Annotated in this window: 22 protein-coding genes; 8 read left to right on the plus strand and 14 right to left on the minus strand. The window is 75.2% G+C overall.

Annotation, left to right across the window (positions count from 1 at the left end; translation table 11 throughout):
• Positions 1–2 precede the first annotated feature (2 nt).
• The 11 genes from NFX44_RS29915 to NFX44_RS29965 all read right to left on the minus strand — a co-directional run bounded on the left by NFX44_RS29915 (position 3) and on the right by NFX44_RS29965 (position 8,243).
• On the minus strand, positions 3–848 hold the full coding sequence (locus NFX44_RS29915) for a PD-(D/E)XK nuclease family protein (protein ID WP_262287028.1): 846 nt from the start codon (positions 846–848) through the stop codon (positions 3–5).
• Positions 849–980: 132 nt separating this feature from the next.
• The gene (locus NFX44_RS29920) at positions 981–1,595 is read right to left on the minus strand and encodes a MarC family protein (protein ID WP_262286945.1); all 615 of its coding nucleotides are present in this window, start codon (positions 1,593–1,595) and stop codon (positions 981–983) included.
• Between the two features lie 31 nt (positions 1,596–1,626).
• Positions 1,627–2,493, minus strand: coding sequence for a PHP domain-containing protein (locus tag NFX44_RS29925; RefSeq protein WP_262286946.1), 867 nt, complete (start codon positions 2,491–2,493; stop codon positions 1,627–1,629).
• 30 nt (positions 2,494–2,523) lie between these two features.
• Positions 2,524–3,732 carry a hypothetical protein gene (locus NFX44_RS29930; protein ID WP_262286947.1) on the minus strand — a complete coding sequence of 403 codons (1,209 nt, stop codon included), beginning with the start codon at positions 3,730–3,732 and terminating at the stop codon, positions 2,524–2,526.
• A gap of 56 nt (positions 3,733–3,788) precedes the next feature.
• Entirely contained in the window at positions 3,789–4,451 is a 663-nt protein-coding gene (locus tag NFX44_RS29935; RefSeq protein WP_262286948.1) for a SigE family RNA polymerase sigma factor, read from the minus strand.
• 102 nt (positions 4,452–4,553) lie between these two features.
• Positions 4,554–5,429: a PH domain-containing protein gene (locus NFX44_RS29940; RefSeq protein ID WP_262286949.1), complete on the minus strand. Its 876-nt coding sequence runs from the start codon at positions 5,427–5,429 to the stop codon at positions 4,554–4,556.
• Between the two features lie 6 nt (positions 5,430–5,435).
• The gene (locus NFX44_RS29945) at positions 5,436–5,594 is read right to left on the minus strand and encodes a hypothetical protein (protein ID WP_167544553.1); all 159 of its coding nucleotides are present in this window, start codon (positions 5,592–5,594) and stop codon (positions 5,436–5,438) included.
• A gap of 118 nt (positions 5,595–5,712) precedes the next feature.
• Entirely contained in the window at positions 5,713–6,399 is a 687-nt protein-coding gene (locus tag NFX44_RS29950) for a TFIIB-type zinc ribbon-containing protein (protein ID WP_315974654.1), read from the minus strand.
• 65 nt (positions 6,400–6,464) lie between these two features.
• Entirely contained in the window at positions 6,465–7,088 is a 624-nt protein-coding gene (locus NFX44_RS29955; protein WP_262286950.1) for an RNA methyltransferase, read from the minus strand.
• A 53-nt stretch (positions 7,089–7,141) separates the two neighbouring features.
• Complete coding sequence (locus NFX44_RS29960) at positions 7,142–7,633, minus strand: hypothetical protein (protein WP_262286951.1); 492 nt, start codon at positions 7,631–7,633, stop codon at positions 7,142–7,144.
• 94 nt (positions 7,634–7,727) lie between these two features.
• Positions 7,728–8,243 carry a MaoC family dehydratase gene (locus NFX44_RS29965; RefSeq protein ID WP_091314480.1) on the minus strand — a complete coding sequence of 172 codons (516 nt, stop codon included), beginning with the start codon at positions 8,241–8,243 and terminating at the stop codon, positions 7,728–7,730.
• A 547-nt stretch (positions 8,244–8,790) separates the two neighbouring features.
• Here NFX44_RS29965 and trxA point away from each other — a divergent pair.
• From trxA to NFX44_RS29980, 3 genes are all read left to right on the plus strand, one after another.
• Positions 8,791–9,159, plus strand: a complete 369-nt coding sequence (gene trxA, locus NFX44_RS29970; RefSeq protein WP_262286952.1) for a thioredoxin — start codon at positions 8,791–8,793, stop codon at positions 9,157–9,159.
• A 181-nt stretch (positions 9,160–9,340) separates the two neighbouring features.
• Positions 9,341–9,781, plus strand: a complete 441-nt coding sequence (locus NFX44_RS29975) for a hypothetical protein (protein WP_262286953.1) — start codon at positions 9,341–9,343, stop codon at positions 9,779–9,781.
• A complete protein-coding gene (locus tag NFX44_RS29980; protein WP_262286954.1) occupies positions 9,778–10,680 on the plus strand; it encodes an MFS transporter permease in 903 nt (300 codons plus the stop codon). The genes NFX44_RS29975 and NFX44_RS29980 overlap by 4 nt, the downstream gene beginning before the upstream one ends.
• Here the strand turns inward: NFX44_RS29980 and NFX44_RS29985 are convergent.
• The 3 genes from NFX44_RS29985 to NFX44_RS29995 all read right to left on the minus strand — a co-directional run bounded on the left by NFX44_RS29985 (position 10,594) and on the right by NFX44_RS29995 (position 14,931).
• On the minus strand, positions 10,594–12,060 hold the full coding sequence (locus NFX44_RS29985; RefSeq protein ID WP_262286955.1) for a dynamin family protein: 1,467 nt from the start codon (positions 12,058–12,060) through the stop codon (positions 10,594–10,596). The genes NFX44_RS29980 and NFX44_RS29985 overlap by 87 nt on opposite strands.
• On the minus strand, positions 12,057–13,916 hold the full coding sequence (locus NFX44_RS29990) for a dynamin family protein (protein ID WP_262286956.1): 1,860 nt from the start codon (positions 13,914–13,916) through the stop codon (positions 12,057–12,059). Before NFX44_RS29990 ends, NFX44_RS29985 begins: the two co-directional genes overlap by 4 nt.
• 100 nt (positions 13,917–14,016) lie before the next feature.
• Positions 14,017–14,931, minus strand: a complete 915-nt coding sequence (locus NFX44_RS29995; RefSeq protein ID WP_262286957.1) for an IniB N-terminal domain-containing protein — start codon at positions 14,929–14,931, stop codon at positions 14,017–14,019.
• Between the two features lie 287 nt (positions 14,932–15,218).
• Here NFX44_RS29995 and NFX44_RS30000 point away from each other — a divergent pair, with 287 nt between their 5' ends.
• The 5 genes from NFX44_RS30000 to NFX44_RS30020 are packed head-to-tail and all read left to right on the plus strand — an operon-like array spanning position 15,219 to position 21,787.
• The gene (locus NFX44_RS30000; RefSeq protein ID WP_262286958.1) at positions 15,219–16,484 is read left to right on the plus strand and encodes an Hsp70 family protein; all 1,266 of its coding nucleotides are present in this window, start codon (positions 15,219–15,221) and stop codon (positions 16,482–16,484) included.
• Positions 16,485–16,489: 5 nt separating this feature from the next.
• Entirely contained in the window at positions 16,490–19,042 is a 2,553-nt protein-coding gene (locus NFX44_RS30005) for a LuxR C-terminal-related transcriptional regulator (RefSeq protein ID WP_262286959.1), read from the plus strand.
• The gene (locus NFX44_RS30010) at positions 19,039–20,982 is read left to right on the plus strand and encodes an ATP-binding protein (RefSeq protein ID WP_262286960.1); all 1,944 of its coding nucleotides are present in this window, start codon (positions 19,039–19,041) and stop codon (positions 20,980–20,982) included. Before NFX44_RS30005 ends, NFX44_RS30010 begins: the two co-directional genes overlap by 4 nt.
• A complete protein-coding gene (locus tag NFX44_RS30015; protein WP_262286961.1) occupies positions 20,983–21,429 on the plus strand; it encodes a roadblock/LC7 domain-containing protein in 447 nt (148 codons plus the stop codon).
• Positions 21,407–21,787 (plus strand): DUF742 domain-containing protein, encoded by a 381-nt coding sequence (locus NFX44_RS30020; RefSeq protein ID WP_262286962.1) that lies wholly within the window; start codon positions 21,407–21,409, stop codon positions 21,785–21,787. The genes NFX44_RS30015 and NFX44_RS30020 overlap by 23 nt, the downstream gene beginning before the upstream one ends.
• Positions 21,788–21,803 lie beyond the last annotated feature (16 nt).

Below are 21,803 nucleotides of genomic sequence, written 5' to 3' on the forward strand. Positions count from 1 at the left end.
GGTCAGCCCTGGTCGGCGACCGGCTCGGCCGGGCGTTCCACGGCCGCCCACGGATCCTTGCCCGGCGCCCGCGCGCCGGCCGGGCAGGTGCGCCGGTAGTCGCACCAGGCGCAGCGGGGCCCCGGCTCGGTGGGGAACGCCTCGTCGGGGTCGGCGCCGTCGGCGACGGCCCGCTCGGCGGCCATGATGTCCCGCGCGGTGTCCTCGGCGCGGGTGAGCTGCCGCTGCAACGACTCGGGGCTGTGCTCGTGCGCGGCGACCGTGCCGGTGGGCAGGTGGTGCAGCTCGACCCGGCGGCACGGGCGGCGGAACACCCGCTCGGCGGCGTACGCGTAGAGCGCGAGGGCCTGTGAGCCGCGCGCGTCGTCGCCGTCGAGCCCGGTGCGGCCGGTCTTGTAGTCGACGATGACCAGCTCGGGCCGGCCGTCCGGGCCGGGGCGGGAGTCGATCCGGTCGGTGCGGCCGTTGAAGGCGAGCACGGCGGTCTTCACGGCGACCACGCGCTCCACCCCGACCGGCTCGTCGGCCGGGTCGAGCCCCGCCACGTAGGACTCCAGCCAGGACAGCGCCCGGCGGAACGCGTCCCGCTCCTGCTCGTCGTCGCGGTAGCCCTCGCGGACCCAGGTGCCCTTCAGCAGGGTGGCCAGCACCTCGAGGCGGCGGCGGTCGGGGGCCAGCGCGTACCAGTTCTTCAGGGCCGTGTGGACGCTGGCGCCGAGCGAGTTGTGCGCCCACGGCGGGCCCTTGGGCGGCGCGGGGCGGTCCACGTACGAGTAGCGGTAGCGCCGGGGGCAGTCGGTGTAGGCGCCGAGCTTGCTAGGGGTGCAGACGAAGAGCCGTTCCGGCATGCCCTCGAAGCCGAGCTGCTCGGTCTGCTCGGCCCGGGGCCGGGGCGGCCGGCCGCCGGTGGGTCGCCCGGTCGGGGAGGGTCGTCGCACGCCTCAGATCCTGCCATCCGGGTGCGACAGCGCCGCGACGGCTCAGCTCATGGTGAGGTACTGGGTGACGAACGCGGCGATGGCGTCGGCGATGAGCTGCACGGCGATGGCCGCCAGCAGCAGGCCGGCGATCCGGGTCAGCACCTCGATGCCGCCCGGCCGGAGGACCTTGACGATGCCGCCGGAGAAGCGCAGCACCACCCAGACGGCGACCATGACCGCGACGATCGCGGCGGCGATGGCGAGGTAGTCGGTGAAGCCGCCGGCCCGCTGCACGAAGAGCATGGTGGCGACGATGGCGCCGGGGCCGGCCAGCAGCGGCGTGCCCAGCGGCACCAGCGCGATGTTGCTGGTGGCCTGCTGGTTCGGGTCGTCGGACTTGCCGGTGAGCAGTTCCAGCGCGACGAGGATCAGCAGCAGCCCGCCGGCGGCCTGAAGCGCGGGCAGGTCGACGTGCAGGTAGGCCAGGAGGGTCTGGCCGGCGACGGCGAACACCACGATCACCCCGAGCGCCAGCGCGACGGCCTGCCAGGCGGCCCGGTTCCGGTCGCGGGCGGCCAGCGGGCCGGTCAGTGCCAGGAAGATCGGCATCATGCCGGGCGGGTCGACGATCACCAGCAGGGTCACGAAGACCTCGCCGAAGAGCTTGAGATCCACTCGGACACGGTAGCCGCGTGGCCGGATCGCTTCAGCTCGAAGCGACCGGGGTCACCCCCCGGGCCAGCTCGACGATCCGCTCGTACGCCCCGGCGCCGGTGGTGAACGCGCCGAGCCGGACGGTCTTGTGGGTGCCGTGGAAGTCCGACGACCCGGTGACGAGCAGGCCCAGGTCGGCGGCGAGCGCGCGGACGTGCTCCCGCTCGGCGGGGCTGTGGTCCTCGTGGTCGGCCTCCAGGCCGGCCAGCCCGGCCGCCGCCAGGTCCACGATCAGCTCGTCCGGCACGATCCGGCCGCGCCGGCTGGCGCGGGGGTGGGCGAAGACGGGCACCCCGCCGGCCGCCCGGACCAGCGCCACCGCCCGGAACACGTCGATGTCCTCCTTGGGCAGCCGGTACCGCTCGCCCAGCCACCGCGGCCCGAACGCCTCGGTGGTGGTGGCCACCAGCCCGGCCCGGATCAGCGCCTGCGCGATGTGCGGCCGGCCGACCGTCCCGCCGGCGGCCCCGGCCAGGATCTCCGACCAGCTGACGGGGATCCCGTCCGCTTGGAGCAGCCGCACGATGCGCTCGCCCCGCTCCTCCCGGGCGCGCCGGACCCGGGCCAGCTCGGCGGCCAGCTCCGGTTCGCCCGGGTCGAAGAGGTACGCGAGCAGGTGCAGCGGGATCGCCGGCTCGACACCGAACCAGCGGCAGGACAGCTCGGCGCCCCGGACCAGGGTGAGCCCGGGCGGCAGGGCCGCGACGGCCGGTTCCCAGCCGGCCGTGGTGTCGTGGTCGGTGAGCGCCACCACGTCGAGGCCGGCCGCGGCGGCGGCCCGGACCAGCTCGGCGGGGCCGAGGGTGCCGTCGCTGGCGGTGGAGTGGGTGTGCAGGTCGATCCGGGCGGCGGCGCTCACCCCGCCGACGCTACGCCCACCCCGCACCGGTCAGGAGCGGGTGTCGGCCACCACCACGGGGCGCTCGCCGGGGGGCACCGCGTCGAGCGCCGAGGCGGTGGGACGCTCGCCGGCCAGCACCCGGTCGGGGCGGACCCGGACCAGGCCGCCGGTGGCGTCGACGTGCAGCGCCGCTCCGCTGCGCGTCCAGGCCACCGCCCCGGTGACCGCCGGCCCGGCCGGGTGGGTCGCGGCGGTGGCGCCGCCGAGGCTGGCCAGGTCGACCAGCAGGGCGTCCCGGCGCGCGGCATTGAGCAGCAGCCAGCGCCCGTCGGCGGAGACCGCGCCGAGGCCGTCGGTGGCCACCGCGGTGCCGCAGGCGGTGCGGACGGGGACGAGTTCGCGGGCCGGGTCGAGCAGCGCCACGCAGGGCTGCCGGGGCGTGCCGGCGGAGACCAGACCGACCACCCGGCCGTCGGGCAGCGTGCCGTAGACGGTGAGCACGTCCGGGTTCGCCGGACCCGGCACCCCACCCACCGGCCGCCGCCAGACGCTGATCCCACCCCGGTCGGGCTGCCGGACCAGCACGGCGTCGCCGGCGAAGCCGATCGGGACCGCCCCGACGGGGGCCGGCGTCCGGCTGCTGGCCAGGAGTTGACCGCCGACCACACCGGCGGCGGCCAGGTAGGCGCCGTCGCGCCAGGCCACCTGCCGCCCGTCGGTGGCCACCACGACGGCGTCCGCACCGGCGAGCAGCACCTGCGGGTCGCTGCCGTTGGGCGGCACCCACCAGAGGGTACGGCCGGCCGCGGTGGCCGCCGAGGTGACGAGCCAGCCGCCGTAGTCCGGCACCCGCTGGGCCTGCTCGGCGCCGCTCAACCCGATCAGTTCCCGGCGCTCGCCCCCGCTGGTCTCCAGCCGCGAGCCGACGATCAGGTCCAGCTCGGCGCGGATCGGCCCCTTCCCGGGGGCCGGGCTGCTGGCGGTGGGCAGTGGCACGGGCGAGAACCCGCCCGGGTCACCGAGCACGACGGTGGGCGTGCCGCTGTGCCCGGTCGGCCCGCCGAGCTGGGCCATGCCGGTGGTGACCAGCACGGTCGCCACCCCGGCCAGGGCGAGCCCGGTCAGCGTGCGGCGCCGCGCGGCGCCCCGGGCCCGCCGGAGCACGGCGCCGGCCGGGTCGGCGACGAGGGGCCGGGGCGTGGCGACGCGGCCGGCCAGCGTCTGCCGCAGCGCCCGTTCCAGCTCGTCCTCGGTCACGGGGAATGGACGCTCCGGGCGGCCCGTCCGGTTGTCGCAGGAGTCCGGCGTGCGGCTCATCGGGATTCCACCGGGACGGACGCGGCGGGTCGCACGGTCGGCCGGACCGCCGGGGCGGGCGGCGGGGCGGGCTGCGGCGGGGCGGGCTGCCGGACCACCCGTGGCGGGGTACGCGGCGCGGGCGGCGCCGGCGTCTCCTCCGGCGCGGAAGGCAGGCCGAGGGCGGCCTCGGAGCCGAGCCGGCGACGCAGGGTGTTCAGCGCCCGGGAGGTCTGGCTCTTCACGGTGCCCGGGGAGATCTCCAGCAGGGCGGCGGTCTGCGCCTCGGACATGTCCTCATAGAAGCGGAGCACCAGCACGGCCCGCTGCCGGGCGGGGAGCGCCTGGAGGTGCCGCCACAGCGCGTCCCGGTCGAGCTGCTGCTCGATCTCGTCGACCCCGGCCCGTTCGGGCAGCACCTCGGTCGGGCGTTCCCCGTGCCAGCGCCGGCGCCACCAGCTCGTCGAGGTGTTGACCAGGACCCGGCGGGCGTACGGCTCGAGGGCGTCGATCCCGCCGAGCCGCTTCCACGCCAGGTAGGTCTTGGTCAACGCGGTCTGGAGCAGGTCCTCGGCCGTCGCCCAGTCGCCGGCCAGCAGGTAGGCGGTGCGCAGCAGGGCACCGGAGCGGGCCGCGACGAAGTCGCGGAACTCCTCCTCCAGCGGATCCCTGCTCGCCACGCCCACCTCCACAGCCCGTCCTGCCTGGCAGGCTTTCACGGTAGGGCGGAATGGGTCGACGGCAAAAGGTGCGCAGTTCCTCCGATGTTCGGACAGAAACCTTCAGGCGCCGTCGTCGGCCTTCGCCTCGTCCTGCTCCTTGCCGATCCGCGCCTCGACGGCCTGCGGCTCGTACATCTCCTCCACGACGCGCAGGTAGAGCTCGTTCGGGTTGGGCAGGTTCTTGATCTCCCGGAGCGCCTGCTCCTGGCCGGCCGACTCCAGCACGAAGGTGCCGTAGTTGAGCGCGCGCCCGCTCGGGGTCTGCTCGTACTTCATGTCGGTGACCCGGACCAGCGGCATCATCGCCACCCGGCGGGTGATGATCCCGTTGACCACCATGACCCGCTTGTTGGTGAGGATGAAGCGGTCGTACCACCAGTCGGCGACCCGCCAGGCGACCCAGCCCATCACACCGAACCAGAGCAGCACCGCGACGGTGGTCAGCGCACCGACGTCGCGCCCGGCGAGGAAACCGGAGAGGTAGCCGAGCACGAAGGTCGCCGCGATGCCCACGATGATCGGCGTGGAGAGGTGGACCCAGTGCCGCTTCCACTCGCCCCGGAAACGCTCGGTCGGGAAGAGGTAGCGGGCCGCCAGCGCGCTCGGCTCGTCCTCCATGGGCAGGACCCGGCGCGGGGCCATGCCGGCGGCGTCGGCGCGCAGCCCGGCCAGCTCCTCCTCGGAGATCTGCGGGTCCTGGTAGCCGGCCTCGGGGTCGCGGATCCAGGCGCGCCCGGACCGCCCCTCCCCGGCGTAGCCCGGGCCGTCACCGAAGGCGGCGTCGTCCGAAAGGGACGGGCCGCCGCCGTAGCCGGAACCGGAGCCGAAGCCCGGGCCGTCGTCGGGGTCGATCCGCGGGATCGGCTCGGTGTCGCGCTCCCGGCGCTCCCGATCGGGGTCGTCCGGGTCGAAGGGTGGACCGGAGGGGCTTCCCATGGGCGGCTAGGCGACCAGGTTGGTGAAGAAGTCGCCGAAGCCCTGCGCGATGTCCATGATGCCGCCGCCCAGGGACTTGAACACGTCGGCAGCGGAGTTCGGCCGGTAGGCGATGAAGAAGATCAAGAATGCGAGGCCGGCCCAGGTGAGGACCTTCTTGACCATAGCGGGCCATCCTCTCGCGCGGAGCCGGGTCCGTTTACCGCAGCGGCACCCAGAGTATCAGTATGGTGTCGTAGAGTGAATATCTGCGTCTGTTCTCCGACTCGCCGGTGCCGGCCGGTCAGGCCCGCCCGTGCAGGTACGGAGATGGTGCGCCGTACACGAGTTCGGGCGGTGTCCACTCGGTGAGGTCGTGCAGCACGACTTCTTCCGCGAGGAGGTGACCCGCACTCGCCGGCCAGGCTATCGCATGGAGCCACATTCCCCGAGCCTCGCCGGCGTACGCGCTTCGATCGGTCGGGGAATTCACGAGCCACAGTGGAGTGGGATGGCCGCCCACCCGGATCTTGGCGTGCGGCACCCGCTCGGGGTGACCAGGGCCGGGATCGGTGAGCGCCTCCGCCATCTCGGGCCCCGGGTCGGGGCCGGGCAGGCCGGCGAGGCGGGAGCCCAGGCCGACACCCGGCTCCTCGGCGACGAAGAGCAGGTCCGCCGGTCCACCGTCGAGCGGAGCCGGCCCGGCGCAGGCCACCGCCGTGGCGCGGATCCCGGACCGCTCGTCCCCCGCCCAGGCCACCCCGGTCAGCGTCCACCCGGTGGGCAACGGCCACGGGCACCACAGCGGCATCCCCGGCCGCTCGGCCGGACCGGTGTCCGCGGCCACCCGCTCCACCACGCTCGCCATGATCTCGGCGCCGATGTGTTCCGGGACGTGCAGCGGCGGCACGGGACCGCAGCGCAGGCATCGGTATTCGCCGTGCATCAGGTCCGGCTCCCGGACCGGGCCCGCGCACCTGGGGCAACTCACCGCGACACTCACACCTTCACCGTCGCCCCCGACCGGCGGGGCGTCAAGCGGAGCGGCCGGATCGGTCACTCCGGTGGCGGCCCGGCGTACGCGCGGACCCAGGCGTGCATGGCGATCCCGCTGGCCACCCCGGCGTTGACGGAGCGGGTCGAGCCGTACTGGGCGATCGAGAAGAGCTGGTCGCAGGCGGCCCGGGCCACCTCGGAGAGCCCCGGCCCCTCCTGGCCGAAGAGCAGCACGCAGCGGCGCGGAAGCGTGCTGGTCTCCAGGGGCTTCGAGCCGGGCAGGTTGTCGATGCCGACCACCGGCAGCCGCTCCCCCGCCGCCCAGGCCACGAACTCCTCGATCGTCGGATGGTGCCGGACGTGCTGGTAGCGGTCGGTCACCATGGCGCCCCGCCGGTTCCAGCGCCGCCGCCCGACGATGTGCACCTCGGCGGCGAGGAAGGCGTTGGCGTTGCGGACCACCGTGCCGATGTTGAAGTCGTGCTGCCAGTTCTCGACGGCCACATGGAAGTCGTGCCGGCGGCGGTCCAGATCGGCCACCACGGCCTCGCGCCGCCAGTAGCGGTACCGGTCCACGACGTTGCGCCGGTCGCCCTGGGCGAGCAGTTCCGGGTCGTAGCGCGGGTCGTCCGGCGGGTCGCCGGGCCACGGCCCCACGCCCACGTCGAGCTGGTCGTCGGTCACGGTCTGCAGAGGGTACGGCCCGACCGGCGGGACGGCCCCCACGGGCCGGCGGGTCAGCGCAGGTCCAGCGCCCCGGCGAGCCGGTCGAGGAAGCGCCGGTCGGCGGGGCTCGGGACGGCCTCGCCGGCCCGGCAGACGCGGGCCGCCACCGACTCCACCCACTGCCGGTACGCGGCCGAGTCGGCGGGGTCCGCGCGCCGGCGCAGCACCCGCACCGCGGCCCGGGCGGCGGCGAGCAGGTCGACCAGGTCGGTGAGACGCTCGTCCCGGTCGGCGGCGCCGTCGTGGCGGGCGTAGATCGCGGCGACCACGGCCCGGATCAGGTCGCTGTCGAAGGCCCGGCCGGCGGCCACCGCGTCCAGCCCGGCGAGCCCGGCGGCGACACCGCGCGGCGGACGGCCCGGACCGGGCGCGGCGGCGGCGACGAGGACCCGGCCCGGCAGGTCGGTCAGCAGGTCCCACTCGGCCGCGGAGTAGACGGCGGTGGTCAGCGGTGCGGCACGGCGGCCGGCAGAGGGCGGCTCTCCGGCGACGGAGTGGCTCATGGTGACCTCCGGCGTCAGCATATGCCCCGGAACGGGAAAAGGGCCCCTTCCCCACGGATCGGCGAAGGGGCCCTTCCGGGCGTACGGGGAGGGGTCAGCGCGGCTCGGGGAAGCTGGGCCGCTCGGGGTCGACGCCCTCGGGCAGGGCGGCGGCCGCGTACTCCTTCTTGGGGACCATGACCTTGCGGCGGAACACGCAGACCAGCGTGCCGTCCTGGTTGTAGCCCCGGGTCTCCACCGCGACCACGCCGCGGTCCGGCTTGGAGGAGGACTCCCGCTTGTCCAGCACCGTGGTCTCGCCGTAGATGGTGTCGCCGTGGAAGGTCGGTGCGACGTGCCGCAGCGACTCGATCTCCAGGTTGGCGATCGCCTTGCCGCTGACGTCGGGCACCGACATGCCGAGCAGCAGCGAGTAGATGTAGTTGCCGACCACCACGTTGCGCTTGAACTGGCTCGCCGACTCGGCGTAGTGGGCGTCCATGTGGAGCGGGTGGTGGTTCATGGTGAGCAGGCAGAAGAGGTGGTCGTCGTACTCGGTGACGGTCTTGCCCGGCCAGTGCCGGTAGACGGCGCCGACCTCGAACTCCTCGTAGTAGCGGCCGAACTGCATCCTTGTCCCCTTCGACGGGCGGCGATGGAGTTCGGCACAGCATGCCTTACCGCTTGTTAAGGCGGTGGGCGGGGCGCGGGCGGTGCGGAAAAGTCACACCCGGACCGACCCGGGGGGAGACGCAATGAGCGGCGGGGCCCTCCCCGGCACCCGCCGCCCACGCTCTGATGCGACAGATTCTGCCGTACGCCGGTACGGTGACGATAGAGACGGACCTCACATTTATCTTTTCGTAACACTACGTTCAGTGACACGTGATCACTCCACAAGCGATCTCCGCGGCCGGGATCCCCGCTTGTCAAGCGTCAAGTTACCGATTCGTAGCGCGAAGCGCCCGCAATCGCCGTGGAAACGCTCCCATCACGTCCCGTCACGCAAATGCGTCGTGCACTTGCGTTCCGCAGGGCGGGGGAAGACAGACCTCGCTCGATGCACCCCTCCGTCACCGGAGCGCTGCGCAGCGTTTCGTCGCGCACGTCACGGGAATGCGGAGGCATTCACCCTGGTTTCACGGGACGTAGGAAATACGCGCTGATCGGAGAGTGCAATGGCAACGGTTGAGCTGACCACGGCCAACTTCGACGAGGTGACCGAACGCGACGGCATCGTCCTGCTCGACTTCTGGGCGGACTGGTGCGGCCCGTGCAAGCGCTTCGCGCCCGTCTACGAGCGCTCGTCCGAGAAGCACTCGGACATCGTCTTCGGCAAGGTCGACACCGAGGCGCAGCAGGAGCTGGGTGCGAAGTTCAACATCAGCTCCATCCCGACGGTGATGGCGATCCGCGACGGCGTGATCGTCTACGCCCAGCCGGGCGCGCTGCCGGAGTCGGCGCTGGAGAACCTGATCGAGCAGGTCCAGCAGCTCGACATGGACGACGTGCGCAAGAAGCTCGCCGAGCACGGCCACAAGCACTGACCGGCGGCGAGCACTGAGTCGGCGACCGGCTCCGACACACCGGCCGGGCCCCCACACGGGGGCCCGGCCGGTGTCGTCCGGGGCGGCCGTCGGACCGCCTGGAAAGAGCGACACGGGCAGCCAGGAATGGCCGACAGACCGACGCCTTCCGGACATGTTTCTCCCGTATCGTCACCAGCCGATGGAGACCTTGACCACCCGCGGGCGTGCCGTCCGGCTGGGCGCCACTCTGCTCGGGCTGGCGCTGCTCCTCCTCGGCACCGTGCGCGGCACCGACGACGACTTCCCGTTCGGGCCGTTCCGGATGTACTCGACATCCGACCCGCCCGACGCGCCCGCCCCCGACACCCGCGTCGAGGGCGTCGACGGCAGTGGGGCCGTGGTGCCGCTCGGCCAGGACGACACCGGCATCCGGCGGGCCGAGATCGAGGGCCAGCAGGACCGGTACGCCGCCGACCCGAGCCTGCTGCGCCAGGTCGCCGAGGCGTACGCCGAGCGCCACCCAGGCGCCCCCGCGCTGGTCGAGGTCCGCATCGTGGTCCGCTGGTACGACATCCAGGGCGGCCGGCCGACCGGCCGCTGGACCGACCGCACCGCCGTCCGCTGGGAGACCGCCCCGTGACCGGCTGGCTGACCGAGGCGGTCCCGCGTGGCCGGGTGGCCGCCTTCCGCACCCTCATCTACCTCTTCGTCGCCGCCGATCTGGTGGTCTTCACCCCCTGGGTACGCACCCGGGTCGACGTGCCCGGCGACCTCTACCAGCCGCTGCTCATCGGCCGGCTGCTCCCGCTGCCCACCCCCACCCCGGCTCTGGTCGGCGTGGTCTTCTGGGTGCTGCTGGCGGTCTCCCTGCTCGCCGCCACCGGCCGGGCGCCCCGGCTGCTCGGCTGGACGGTCTTCGCCCTCTACTTCGAGTGGATGATCGTCGCGATGAGCTACGGCAAGGTCGACCACGACCGGGTCGGGCTGCTCGTCGCGCTGGCCGTGCTGCCCACCGCCGGGCGGGCCCGGCACGGCGACCCCACCCGCACCGAGGCGGGCGGCTGGGCGCTGCGGGTCACGCAGATCGCGGTCATCTGCACCTACTTCCTGGCCGCCTGGGCCAAGTTCCGCTTCGGCGGCCTGGACTGGGCCACCGGCTCGGTGCTGGCCCGCGCGATCATCCGGCGGGGCACCGACCTGGCCGACGTGATCGCCCAGGTGCCGCACCTGCTGATCGTCGCCCAGTTCGGCATCCTGGCCTTCGAGCTGTTCAGCCCGCTGGTCTTCCTGCTGCCCGAGCGGTGGCGGCTGGCCATGGTCGGCTTCTTCTACTCGTTCCACGTGGTGACCATCGCGACGATCACCATCTCGTTCGCGCCGCACCTGGTGGCCATGACCAGCTTCCTGCCCCTGGAGAAGGTCCGCCCGATCGCCTGGCTGCGCCGGCGCCGGTCACCGGCCCCCCTCGGCCAGCTCGGCGAGCATCCCCTCACAACTGCGCACGACGACCTGGGCGCCGCGCCGCTGGGCCAGGCGTAGCAGCGGATCCTCCGCGCGGTTACGCCACCGCCACTGGGCCTCCGAGGCGACGTCCCAGAGCCGGTGCACCGTCGCGTCGTGCTCCACGCCGAGCCGGGCCGCCAGGCCGACCCCGTCGCCGCCGACCAGGCGCGCCGCCTCCGCGGCCAACTCGGGGTCGAAGCCGAGCCGGCTGGTCCGCAGCGCGGCGAGCAGGCGCAGCTCGCGGAACTCGTGCGCCCCGACAAGGATCTGTTCGACCCGGCCCAGCAGCTCGTCCGTCCCCGGGCCGGGCTCGGCCCGCAGCAGCGCCTCGACGGCCGCCAGGGCCGAGCGCGCCTTGAGCGTGTCCCGCCGGTCGACGAGGAAACGGGCCATCGACTCGCGCAGCTCGGTCAGGCCGCTGCGCCGGATCAGCTCGGCGGACAGCTTCGCCCGGGTGTCGCAGCCGGTGCGGACCAGCGTGGTCGCCAGCCGGATCCCGAAGAGCCCGAGCCGGTCCAGCAGTCCGGCCCGTACGCCGGTGTCGAGCCGGACGGGCAGGTCGCCGCGGAGGAACCGGTCGGCCGACAGCAGGTGCGTCTCCAGCTCCGGCCGGGGCACCCGGGCCAGCGCCGCGAGGTCGGCGTAGTCCGACTCGCTGAGGATCCGGCCGGCCAGGCCGAGCAGGCCGCTGCACGGGACGACGTGCACGCTGAGCTCGTTCACCCGGGGGTCCCGGTGCTGGCGCCGGGCGAGCCGGCGGGCGGTGAGCAGGCCGTCGATCCGTCCACCGCCGGTCTCGTCCACCCGCGACAGCACCATGATCACGTGCACCGCGGCGGCCTGCCCGACCGCGCTCTCCCGGCTGGTCTCCAGCACCCGCAGGTCGCTGTCGCGGCCGTCCCGGGTCAGGAACAGCACCGCGTCCGCGTCCCGCAGCACCCGCTCCATCACCGGCGCCCGGCCCTGCTCGTCGCGGCCGGTGGCCGGCGTGTCGATGAGGGTGACCTGGCGCAGCGTCCGGGTCGGCCACTGCACCACGATGTCGCGCAGCTCGCCCGCCCGCCAGCCGACGAGGTCCACCCGCATCCCGGTCGCCGACTTCGCGATCGCCAGCTCCTGCGGCGGCTGCCCGTTCGCGTACGCGGTGGCGCTCGGCTGGGGGCCGTCCTCGTACCAGGTGAAGACGGTGCTGCCGTCCACCCCGTCGACCGGCGCGACCTCCTCGCCCATGATCGCGTTCAGCAGTGTCGACTTGCCGGACCGCCACGGGCCGGCGATCGCGATCCGCAGCGGCTGTTCCAGCCGGGCCAGCTGGTGCCGCAGGTGGTCCGTCGCCCGGGGGTTGTCCCGGTAGTGCTGGAGCGCCTGGTGCAGCAGCCCCCAGACCGCCTCGTCCAGCCGCAGCCCGACCGTCACGGCCGGGGCTCCAGCGGCGCCGGGGCGGTGCGGGCGCCGGTCAACTGCTGGGCCTGCTCGAAGAGCCCGGCCAGCCGGGTCATCTTGACCCGGATCTCCCGCTGCCGCTGGTCACGGACGGCCGCGTCGGTGTCGGCGGCCTGCTTGGCGCTGCGGAACGACCGGACGATGGCCTCCTGGAGTTCCTCGGTCAGCCCCGTGAAGTGGTCCCGCAGCATCCGCTGCACCTGCCGGACGCCGTCCCGGCGCTCCTTGGTGACCCGGACGAAGAAGTCGTCGACGTGCCGCTGGATCGCCGTCTTGACCACCGCCTGGCGGCGGCGGAGCAGCTGCTTGCTCTCGTCGCGGATGCTCTTCCCGCCGAACAGCGCGCCGACCCCCACCGACAGCGGGTTGATCATGGGCATGCCGGCCAGCGTCGTCGCCAGCCCGACCATCAACAGACCCCCGTACGAGCCTCGCATGCCGCTGATCAGCTTCTGGCTCGTGGTGAACCGGTCGACGGCGGGCCGTTCCAGCTCGGGCAGGCCGTTGCCGGGGTCCGGGGGCGTCGTCATCGACCAGGGCGGCAGCAGGTCGCCGCCGTACCGGGCGAAGTTGTCGGCCACCCGCCGCGCGGCCCAGTCGCAGCGCCGGACCAGCCACTCGTGGTTGGCCTCCGCCGCCTCGGACAGGCTGCGCTCCAGCCATTCCTGGAACGCGTCCCAGCTGACCAGCGGGTCGGCGCTGTCGAACGCGTCGTCGACCTCGCGCAGGATCTGCCGCGTCCGGTCGCGCAGGTCGTACTCGATGTCGGACAGCAGGTCGGCCATCTCGTCGGCGAGCGAGTTCTGCCACCTCGTGGAGCAGCGCCGCAGCTCGTCGACCTCGCGCTGCGCCGCGTGCAGCCGGGAGATGGGACCGGACTGCTCCTCGACCTCCTGACTCTCCAGCTCGGCGCGCAACGGCGCGGCCAGCTGTTCCACCACGGTCCGGGCGATCACACCGACCGCGGCCCGGGCCAGGCGGTCGGACTTGCCGGCGAGGTCCCGCTGCAACCTGCCGATCAACACGGGGAAACCGGACTCGGCGTTCAGCTCCCGGTCGTCGCCGGCGGCGGCGCGCAGCCGCAGGGCCGCCGAGACCGGGATGACCGGTGCGGGCACGCCGGCCTCGGCGAGGTGCTGCCGGTTCCGCTCGGCGACCGCGCGCCAGTCCGGCACGAGATCCGTCTTGGTCTGCACCAGCACGACGTTCGGGTGCGACCGCGCGACGTGCAGCAGCATGGTCAGCTCGCCGGCCGAGAGTTCCCGGGTGGAGTCGGAGACGAGCAGCACGGTGTCCGCCCACGCCGGTGCGGCGGCCGGACCGGCGGCGCCCAGGGCGGCCGCCTCCTCCGTGCCCGGGGTGTCCACCAGCACCAGCCCGGAGCCGAGCAGCGCGCGCGGCAGTCCGATCTCGACGTACGCGGGGCCGCCGCCCGGCCGGCGGCCGAACGTGCCGGCGACCCCGGCGGCGACCTGGTCCAGCGGCACCGGGGTCCGCTCGCCGGTCACCGGGAGCACCGCGCCGGCGGGCCGGCCCGGGGAGGGAGGCGGCGCCTGGACCACGGCGGCCGACGGGACCTCCGCGTGCTGCACCACGGTCGGCAGCACGGTGGTCCGGCCGTCGCCGACCGGGCAGGCCGGCGCGTTGACGATGGCGTTGATCAGCTGGCTCTTGCCCTGCTGCGACTCACCGATGACCAGCACGCGCAGCCGGGGGTCCAGCAGTTGCACCCGCTTCTGCCGCACCGTCTGGAGCAGGTCGCCTCGCCCGTGTGCGCCGCACGTACGGGCGATCTCATCGAGCACATCCAGCCAGATCCCCGCGATCACGCACCAAGTGTGCGCATTTCGGCTCAATTATCAAGAGGGTCGTGAACGGGAGCGGAGCGGGAGACCGGATCCTGCCTCCCGCTCCTGCCGGAGCTTTCCGTCAGAGCAGCCCGCCCAGCAGGCCGCCGTCGGACGAGGCGTGCACGTCGCCGTGGACCGCCGCGTCGTGCGACCCGGTGTCGCCGGTGAGCCCGCCGGTCAGGCCGCCGACGGTGCCCGTCACGCCGCTGACCGTGCCGGTCACGCCGGAGAGCGTGCTGTCCACCTGGTGCGTCACACCGTCGACCGTGGACGGAATGTGCACCGGCGGGACCGCGCCGGTGCCGTCGCCCAGGCCGAGCCCGCCGAGGGTCTGGTCGACGCCGAGCGAACCGACGATGCCGTGGACCTGGGCCTGCGTGCCGGAGAGGGCGCCCAGGTCGCCGCCGAGCACCCCGCCGTCGTGCAGCAGGTCGGTGCCGGCCGCGGTGCCGAGCGGGTCGCCGACCGCCCCGGTGACGTCGCCGACGACCGGGTCGACGGCGGTGTCCACCGTGCCCACCACGTCCGAGTCGAGGGTGTCCGCCACGTCGTGCACCGCGGTCAGGTCGGTGCCGAGCCCGCCCGGCCCGACGCCCAGGCCGATGCCCGGGACCAGGGACGCGCCGGCGTACAGGCCGGCCGGGTCGACCGCGATGGCGCCCAGCGCGCCGGCCGACACGTCCACACCGCTGTGGGAGCTGCTCACGCCGATCTGGTGCGGCACCGCCTGGACCTGGCCGACCACGTCGGTGACGTCGCTCGTGAGCGGGTCGAGCCCGAGCTGCCCGACCACCGGGGCCACCGGGGCGAGCCCCGCCGCGCCGGGGGCGTAGTCGACCACCAGCGGGACGACGTCCTGCACGTCGGCGGCGGTGACGTCGGTGAGCCCCGCCGCCTGCAGCGCGCCCTCCGGGTCGAGGTCGAAGGCCGACCGCGCGTCGGGGTCGGTGAGCAGGTTGAGCACGAAGTCGTGCAGGGTCTGGTGCGAATCCATGGGGGCTTCTCCTCGAACGTAGCGTCAGCACCGTCGTGCCGCGACAGTGACGCTAGGGCCGGGGGTCGCCGGTCGTCATCGGGGCGCGACCCGCAACCCGCCCCCGCCGATTAGGGCCCTCGCCCCCTCATGCGTTAGGGGGACAGGGGGAGCCGGGCCGGCCGGAGTTAGGGTACCGGGTCGGAGGCGATCTCTGGTACGAACGTAGGAGCCCACGGGGTTCGCCGGGGGTGGGTCGCCACGGTGCCGACACCGTCCCCAGGCCACTCGCCGTGGAGGAAGAACGAATGCCGTACGTCCTGGGGTTGGACATCGGGAACACCGGCACGGCCGCCACCGTCGCGAGGCGGCGGGGCGACGCCTGGGCCCGACCCGAGGTCGTCACGCTGGGTGGCCGGTCGGCCGTCGTACCGTCGGTGCTGCACCTGGCGCCCGACGGGGCGCTCCGGGTGGGCGACCCGGCGACCGACGACCGCGGCGGCACCACCCGGGACTTCGTCCGCCGGGTCGGTGACGACGTGCCCCTCCTGCTCGGCGGCGAGCCGTGTCCACCGGAGACACTGGTCGCCGAGCTGGCGGCGTGGGTGGTGCACCGGGTCTCCACCCACGAGGGCGGGTTCGCCGAGGCCGTCGTGCTGAGCCATCCGGCCGGGTGGGGCCCGCACCGGCGCGACCTGCTGCACCGCGCGCTGTGGGCCGTGGACCTGCGGAACGTCACCCTGCTTCCGCGCACGGTCACGGTGGCCGAAAGCCATGCGGCGCGGGGCTTCCCGGGCACCACGGCCGCGGTCTACGCCCTGGGCGGCAACACGTTCGAGGCGGCACTGGTCCGCCGCAACGCGCGGGGCAGGTACGAGACGTTCGGCCTGCCGCAGGGTCTCGAGTGGCTCGGCGGCAGCGACTTCGACGAGGCGCTCGCCGAGCACGTACGCGCCGCGCTCGGCCGTGAGCTCGCCGGCGGGGAGGCGCACCCGGCCCTGCACGGGTTGCTGGCGGAGTGCGACCGCGTCAAGCGGGAGCTGACCATCGCCACGGAGACCGACGTCCTGCTCACCCTGCCGAGCGGCCCGGTTCGGGTGCCCGTGACCCGGGCGCAGTTCGAGGATCTGATCCGCCCCGCGGTGCGCGCCACGGTCGACCTGCTGGCGCAGACCGTGCACTCCGCCGGCCTGACACCGGCGCAGCTCGACGGCGTCCTCCTGACCGGCGGCTCGGCCCGGATCCCGCTGGTCACCGAGCTGCTCGCCGCGGCGTTTCCCGTCCCCGTCGAGGTGGAGCCGGACCCGCAGCTGACCGCCGCCACCGGGGCGGCGCTGGCCGCCTGTCAGGTGGTGTCACCGCGCCCGCGCCGCCCGGCGCCGGCCCCCGCCCCCGCCGCCGCCTCGGTCGGTGCCGCCGCGCCGGCCGTTCCGGCGTGGCAGCACGCCGAACCCGACCACCCCCGCCACGGCGAGCCCCCGGCCCGCCCCCCGGTCCGGATCACGCCGCTGAACCTGCCGAAGGCGTCCCGCCTGGCGCTGGCCCGCGGCCGCGTCCGGGACCGCGAAGGATGACCGACATGATCATGAGTACCGTCTCCGACGCCCGGCTCGTGCTGGGCACCGCGCCGACCGCGCTACTCGGAGCGGTCGCGGCGGATCCCGGGCGCCCCCTCGCCGTCGGCGTGACGGGCCCCGGCGGTCACGGCAAGACCGCCCTGCTCCGGGCGCTGGCGCGGGCGCACCTCGACGCGGGCGGCACGGTGCGGGAAGGCGCTCCGGGCCCGGACCACCCGGTCGACCCCGAGGCCGTGCTGCTCGTCGACGACGCGCACCTGCTGGACGCCGCGCGCCTCGAGACGCTGCGCCGGCTGGTGGTCGGCGGCCGGCACCGGCTGCTGGTCGGTTACCGCCCGTGGCCCCGGCCGGCGGGCCTGGCCGGGCTGGCCGAGGCGCTGAAACGGGACGGGCAGCAGGTCGCGCTCGACCCGTTCACCGTCGAGCAGACCCGCGACTACCTCACCGGCGTACCCGACCTCGGCCGGGAAGGCGAGCTGGCCGCGTTCGTGCACGCGCAGACCGGTGGCGTGCCGCGGGACGTCGAGCGGCTGGCCCGTGGGCTGGGCGGGTCGGAGAGCCCGCCCGGCCTTCCGGTCGAGCCGCCGCGGGCGGCCCTCCTCGCGTTCGGGCCGGACCTGGAGGAGCTGCCGCAGGACGTCCGGCGGCTGCTGCTGGCCGTCGCCGCGGGCGTCCCGCTGCCTGTGGACCTGCTCGGCCCGCTGCTCGACCGGGAGCCGGCCTCGGTGGACGAGCTGGTGGCGTACACCAGGGCGGCGGGCCTGCTCGGCGCGGACGGCCGGCTCGCGCCGATCGTGCGGCGGGCGGTGGTCGCGCTCAGCCCGGCCACCGAACGCACCGCGATCTGGCGCCGCCTCACCGAGGTGCAGCTCGGTCGTGGTGCGGCGGTGCTCCCGCTGGTCCGGTCGTTGCGGGCGGCCGGCGCCCTCGACGACTGCCCGGCCGCGGCGCTGGAGGCAGCGGCCGAAGAGGCGCTGGGCGGTGAGCCGGCGCTCTCCGCCGAGCTGTTCGCGGCGGCCACCGCCGGAGGGCTGCCGGCCGGCGCCCGCCAGGCCGTCGCCGCGGCGCTCGCCGGCGACCTGGAGGCCGCGCTGCGGCTGGCGAACCGGCTGCTCGCGACGGCCCCGCCGGCCGTGCGGGCGGAGGCGGCCACGGTGGCCGCGACGGCGCTGGCGCACCGGGGCCAGGTGGAGCGCAGCGTCGAGCTGTACCGGTGGTCCGGCCTCGCACCGTCCGCGGCGTTCGCCACCGTCGGGGCGCTCGCTCTCGGCCGCCCGGCCGCGGGCGTCGACCTGCCCGACGACCCGGCCGGCGGGCCGCCGACCCTGCACGCCAGCGCCGCGCGGCTGATGGCCGAGGGGGTACGCGAGAGCCTCACCGCCCCGCCGACCAGCGCCCTGTCCCGGCTGGTGCAGGCCACCGCGCTGCTGGAGCCGGACGGGCGCCGGGTGCTCCTGCCGGACAGCCCGGCCGCGCTCGCCGCGTTGACCGCGATCCACTGTGCCGAGCTGGACATCGCCGAGGGGGTGCTGGAGCGGGCCGTGACGACCGGAATCGGTGGGCCGCTGATGGCCCACCGGCACCGGTTGCTGCAGGCCTGGATCCTGATGGTGCGCGGCCAGACGGCCGCCGCGGCCGACCGCCTCGCCGCGGTGACCGCCGGTGACCGGGTGCTGGAGTCGCGCGACCTGCTCCTGACCAGTGCGCTCCGACTCGGCATCGCCCGGCGCAACAGCGACGTCGCGGGGCTGCAGCGCGGGTGGGGCCCGGCGCTGGAGGCCGTGGTCCGGCACCCGGTGGACCTGTTCACGCTGCTGCCGCTGGGCGAGCTGGCGGTGGCCGGCGCCCGGCTGGGCGACCTGGCCCGGTTGGAGCCCCACCTGCGCGAGGGGTGGCTGCTGCTGGACCGGCTCGGCGGCCCGGCGCTGTGGAGCGCGCCGCTGCACTGGACCGGACTGCACGCCGCCATCCTCACCGAGGAGCCGGCGGTCGCCGACGCGCACGTCGCCGCCCTGCTCGCCGCCGCCGACCACAGCCGGTACGCCGCCGTGGCCGCCGGTGCCGCCACGGTCTGGGTCGAGGTGCTGCGCGGCGTCGTGGACCCGGTCCGGGTGGAGGCCGCCGCCCGTGGGCTGCACGACGCCGGGCTGTGCTGGGACGCGGCCCGCCTCGCCGGGCAGGCCGCGATCCGCACCTCGGACCGGCGTGCCATGACCACCCTGCTGGAGTGCGCCCGGGTGCTCCAGGCCCGGTCGCCCGCCCGCGCGGACGGCGCGGGTGACGGCGCGACGCCGGTGGCCGACGCCGGCCCCACCCGGTACCGGCTCAGCGACCGGGAGCACGAGGTGGCCGAGCTGGTGCTGGCCGGCCTGACCTACCGGGAGATCGGCGACCGGCTCTTCATCTCGGCGAAGACGGTGGAGCACCACGTGGCACGGATGCGGTCCCGGCTCAACTGCGCCAACCGGGCCGAGCTGCTGGCCCTGCTGCGCACCGTGGTGACGGACCGGTCGAGCGCCGGCCGGCAGCCGTGGCCGGAACGGGACCCGCGGTGAGCCGGCCGGCCGGGCCGCCCCGGGCCGGTGACCGGCGGACCCGCCTGAAGCTCGGCGCGCTGGCCGCCGTGCTGCTGACCCTCTGGGCGTACGCGGCCGTGCTGACCGGCCGCGACGCCGCCGGCCTCGTGCGGGTCCGGGCCCTGGCGGACACCCTCGGCCAGCCCACCGACCTGCTGATCCTCGACCTCCAGCTCGAACGCCGGCTGACCGCCGAGACGATCGCGGGCGCCGGGCGGACGCGGGCCGCCCTGGCCGAGGCGCGGGACCGGACGGACGGCGCCGTCGCCCCGGTGCGCGCGTTCACCGGGGGCCACGACCCGCGCCTGCTCACGGCGGGCGCGGTGCGGGACCGGGCCGCCGAACTGGTCCGGCAGTTGACCGGGCTGGCCACCCTGCGGTCCGAGGTGGACGGCGGGCGGCTCGACCGGCCCAGCGCGGTCGCCGCGTACGACCGGCTGGTCGACGCCGCCTTCGCGGTGTACGGCCCGGAGTGGGGCGGCCACGAGGACGGACTGGCCGCCGAGACCCGGGCCGTCGTCGCGCTGGCCCGGGCCCGCGAGCTGCTCGCCCGCGAGGACACACTGGTGACCGCCGCCCTGGCCGGCGGCGCGATCGGCGACGACGACCGGCGCCGCCTGGCCGAGCTGGTGACCGTTCAGCGGTACGCCCGGACGACGGCCGCCGCCGCGCTGCCGGCCGGCGGACGGGACCAGCACCGGCGGCTGGTGGAGGGCCCCCGGTTCGCCGGCCTGCTGCGGCTGGAGGAACGGCTGCTCCGGGCCGCGGACGCCGGTGGCACGACCGGGGTCAGCACGCGGAGCTGGCGGGAGGCCGCCGACCCGGCCCTGAGCGGGCTGCGGGACCTGGTGACCGCCGCGGCCCGGAGCAGCGTCGAACGGGCCGCGCCGGGCGCCGCGCTGGTGGTCACCCGGACCGGCCTGGTGGTGGGGCTCGGGCTCATCGCCGTGCTCGTCGTGCTGGTCGGCTCGGCCCGTACCGTCCGCCGCCCGACCGACGGGCCGGACCGCCCGGCAACCGGCCCCCGGGCGGGCACCCCGGGCGACGCCGGTTCTGCGCCGGCGGTGACCGCCACGGGCGAGCTGTTCCTGCGGCTGACCCGGCGCAACCAGGCCCTCCTGCGCGAGCAGCTCGACCTGCTGGGCGCGATGGAACGGCGGGACCGGACGGCGGAGGAGACGGCCGACCTGTTCCGGCTCGACCACCTCGCCACCCGGATCCGGCGCAACGTGGAGAAGCTGGTGATCCTCGCCGGCGCGGAGCCGGCCCGCCGCTGGCGTCGGCCGGTGCCGCTGCTCGACGTGGTGCGCGGGGCGGTCGCCGAGGTGCCGGACTACCACCGCGTCCTGGTCGCGCCGCACTGGCCGTGGACGCTCGCCGGTTCCGGCGTCACCGACGTCGTCCACCTGCTGGCCGAGCTCCTCGAGAACGGGTTGGCCTGCTCCCCGGAGCACACCACCGTCCGGGTCGCCGTCGAGCCGGTGCCGCAGGGCTGCGCCGTGGTGATCCTCGACGACGGACCCGGCCTGGACGCCGCCGCGCTGGCCGAGGCGAACCGGATCCTGGGCGCTCCACCACCGGACGGCCCGCCCTGCGAACGCGCCGGGCTGCACGTCGCCGCCCTCCTCGCCGCCCGGTGCGGCGCCCGGCTGTCGCTGCGGCCCGGCCCGCGCGGCGGAACCGCCGCCGTGGTCCTGCTGCCGCCCGGTCTGGTCGCCGCAACCCCGCCCTCTGGCGGCCCGGCGGCCGGCGGCGGTGCGGCCGGGCCGGCGCCGGCTCCGACCCCGCATCCGCCGGCCGCGACGGTCCCCGGCGGTGCGCTGCCCACCCGGATCCGCCGGTCCGGGGCGGTCCGGCCCGCACCCACCGACCCCGACACCCTCCGAGACAACGCTCCGCAACAGCGGGAGAGGACCTAGATGACGCATTCAGCGGTCGCCACCGACAGCCTGGCCGCCGCCCTGGACGGGCTGGTCGACCGGGTTCCGGGGGCCGAGGTCGCCGTGGTGCTCTCCCCCGACGGGCTGCTGCTCGGCCGGTCCCGGCACGTCGAGGACCAGCTCGCCGAGCAGGTCGCCAGCCTGGTCAGCGGGCTGTACGCGTTGGGACAGGCCGCCGGCCGGGTGTGCGTGGCCGGCGGGCTGCGGCAGGTCGTCGTGCAGATGGCGCGCTCGTTCGTGTTCGTCGCCACCACCCGGGGCGGAGCGATCCTCACCGTCCGGATGGGTGGTGACGCCGACGTCGGCGACATGGCGTACGAGGTGGCGCTGTTCGCGGCGCAGGCCGAGCGGGCCCTGCCCGTCTACCTCGAACCGGCGCCGACGGTGACAGGCGGGATCAGCGGTGCGCACCACTGGAGACCATGACGAGGCCTGGTACGACGAGGACGCCGGGCCGGTGGCCCGGCCGTACACGGTGACGCGCGGCCGTCTCACGTCCGACCACGGTCAGCTCGATCTGATCTCCCTCGTGGTGGCCCGGCGGATGGCCCCTGCCTCCGCACAGCTGTTTCCCGAACAGGCCCGCATAATCGAGCGGTGCCACCGTCCACTGTCGGTGGCGGAGGTCGCTGCCGACCTGGAGCTGCCGTTGGGTACCGTCCGGGTACTGCTCGGCGATCTGCTGGAGGCGGGCCTGGTCGAGACGCACGAGCCACCGTCACTGTCCGGGGCGCCGTCCAGGGAGCTGCTCGAGGCGCTGCTCGACGGCCTCCGCACGCTGTGACGGCGGAGACCGCCGG

Origin of the sequence: Micromonospora sp. MA102 (assembly GCF_025460765.1) — a bacterium.
GTDB lineage: Bacteria > Actinomycetota > Actinomycetes > Mycobacteriales > Micromonosporaceae > Micromonospora > Micromonospora halotolerans.

Coding starts and splice junctions, on each gene's coding strand:
- NFX44_RS30000 (WP_262286958.1), top strand. CDS start 15,219: ATGCCGTACGTCCTGGGGTTGGACATCGGGAACACCGGCACGGCCGCC.
- NFX44_RS29945 (WP_167544553.1), bottom strand. CDS start 5,594: ATGGTCAAGAAGGTCCTCACCTGGGCCGGCCTCGCATTCTTGATCTTC.
- NFX44_RS29940 (WP_262286949.1), bottom strand. CDS start 5,429: ATGGGAAGCCCCTCCGGTCCACCCTTCGACCCGGACGACCCCGATCGG.
- NFX44_RS29960 (WP_262286951.1), bottom strand. CDS start 7,633: ATGAGCCACTCCGTCGCCGGAGAGCCGCCCTCTGCCGGCCGCCGTGCC.
- NFX44_RS29975 (WP_262286953.1), top strand. CDS start 9,341: ATGGAGACCTTGACCACCCGCGGGCGTGCCGTCCGGCTGGGCGCCACT.
- NFX44_RS30005 (WP_262286959.1), top strand. CDS start 16,490: ATGATCATGAGTACCGTCTCCGACGCCCGGCTCGTGCTGGGCACCGCG.
- NFX44_RS29965 (WP_091314480.1), bottom strand. CDS start 8,243: ATGCAGTTCGGCCGCTACTACGAGGAGTTCGAGGTCGGCGCCGTCTAC.
- NFX44_RS30015 (WP_262286961.1), top strand. CDS start 20,983: ATGACGCATTCAGCGGTCGCCACCGACAGCCTGGCCGCCGCCCTGGAC.
- NFX44_RS29995 (WP_262286957.1), bottom strand. CDS start 14,931: ATGGATTCGCACCAGACCCTGCACGACTTCGTGCTCAACCTGCTCACC.
- NFX44_RS29915 (WP_262287028.1), bottom strand. CDS start 848: ATGCCGGAACGGCTCTTCGTCTGCACCCCTAGCAAGCTCGGCGCCTAC.
- trxA (WP_262286952.1), top strand. CDS start 8,791: ATGGCAACGGTTGAGCTGACCACGGCCAACTTCGACGAGGTGACCGAA.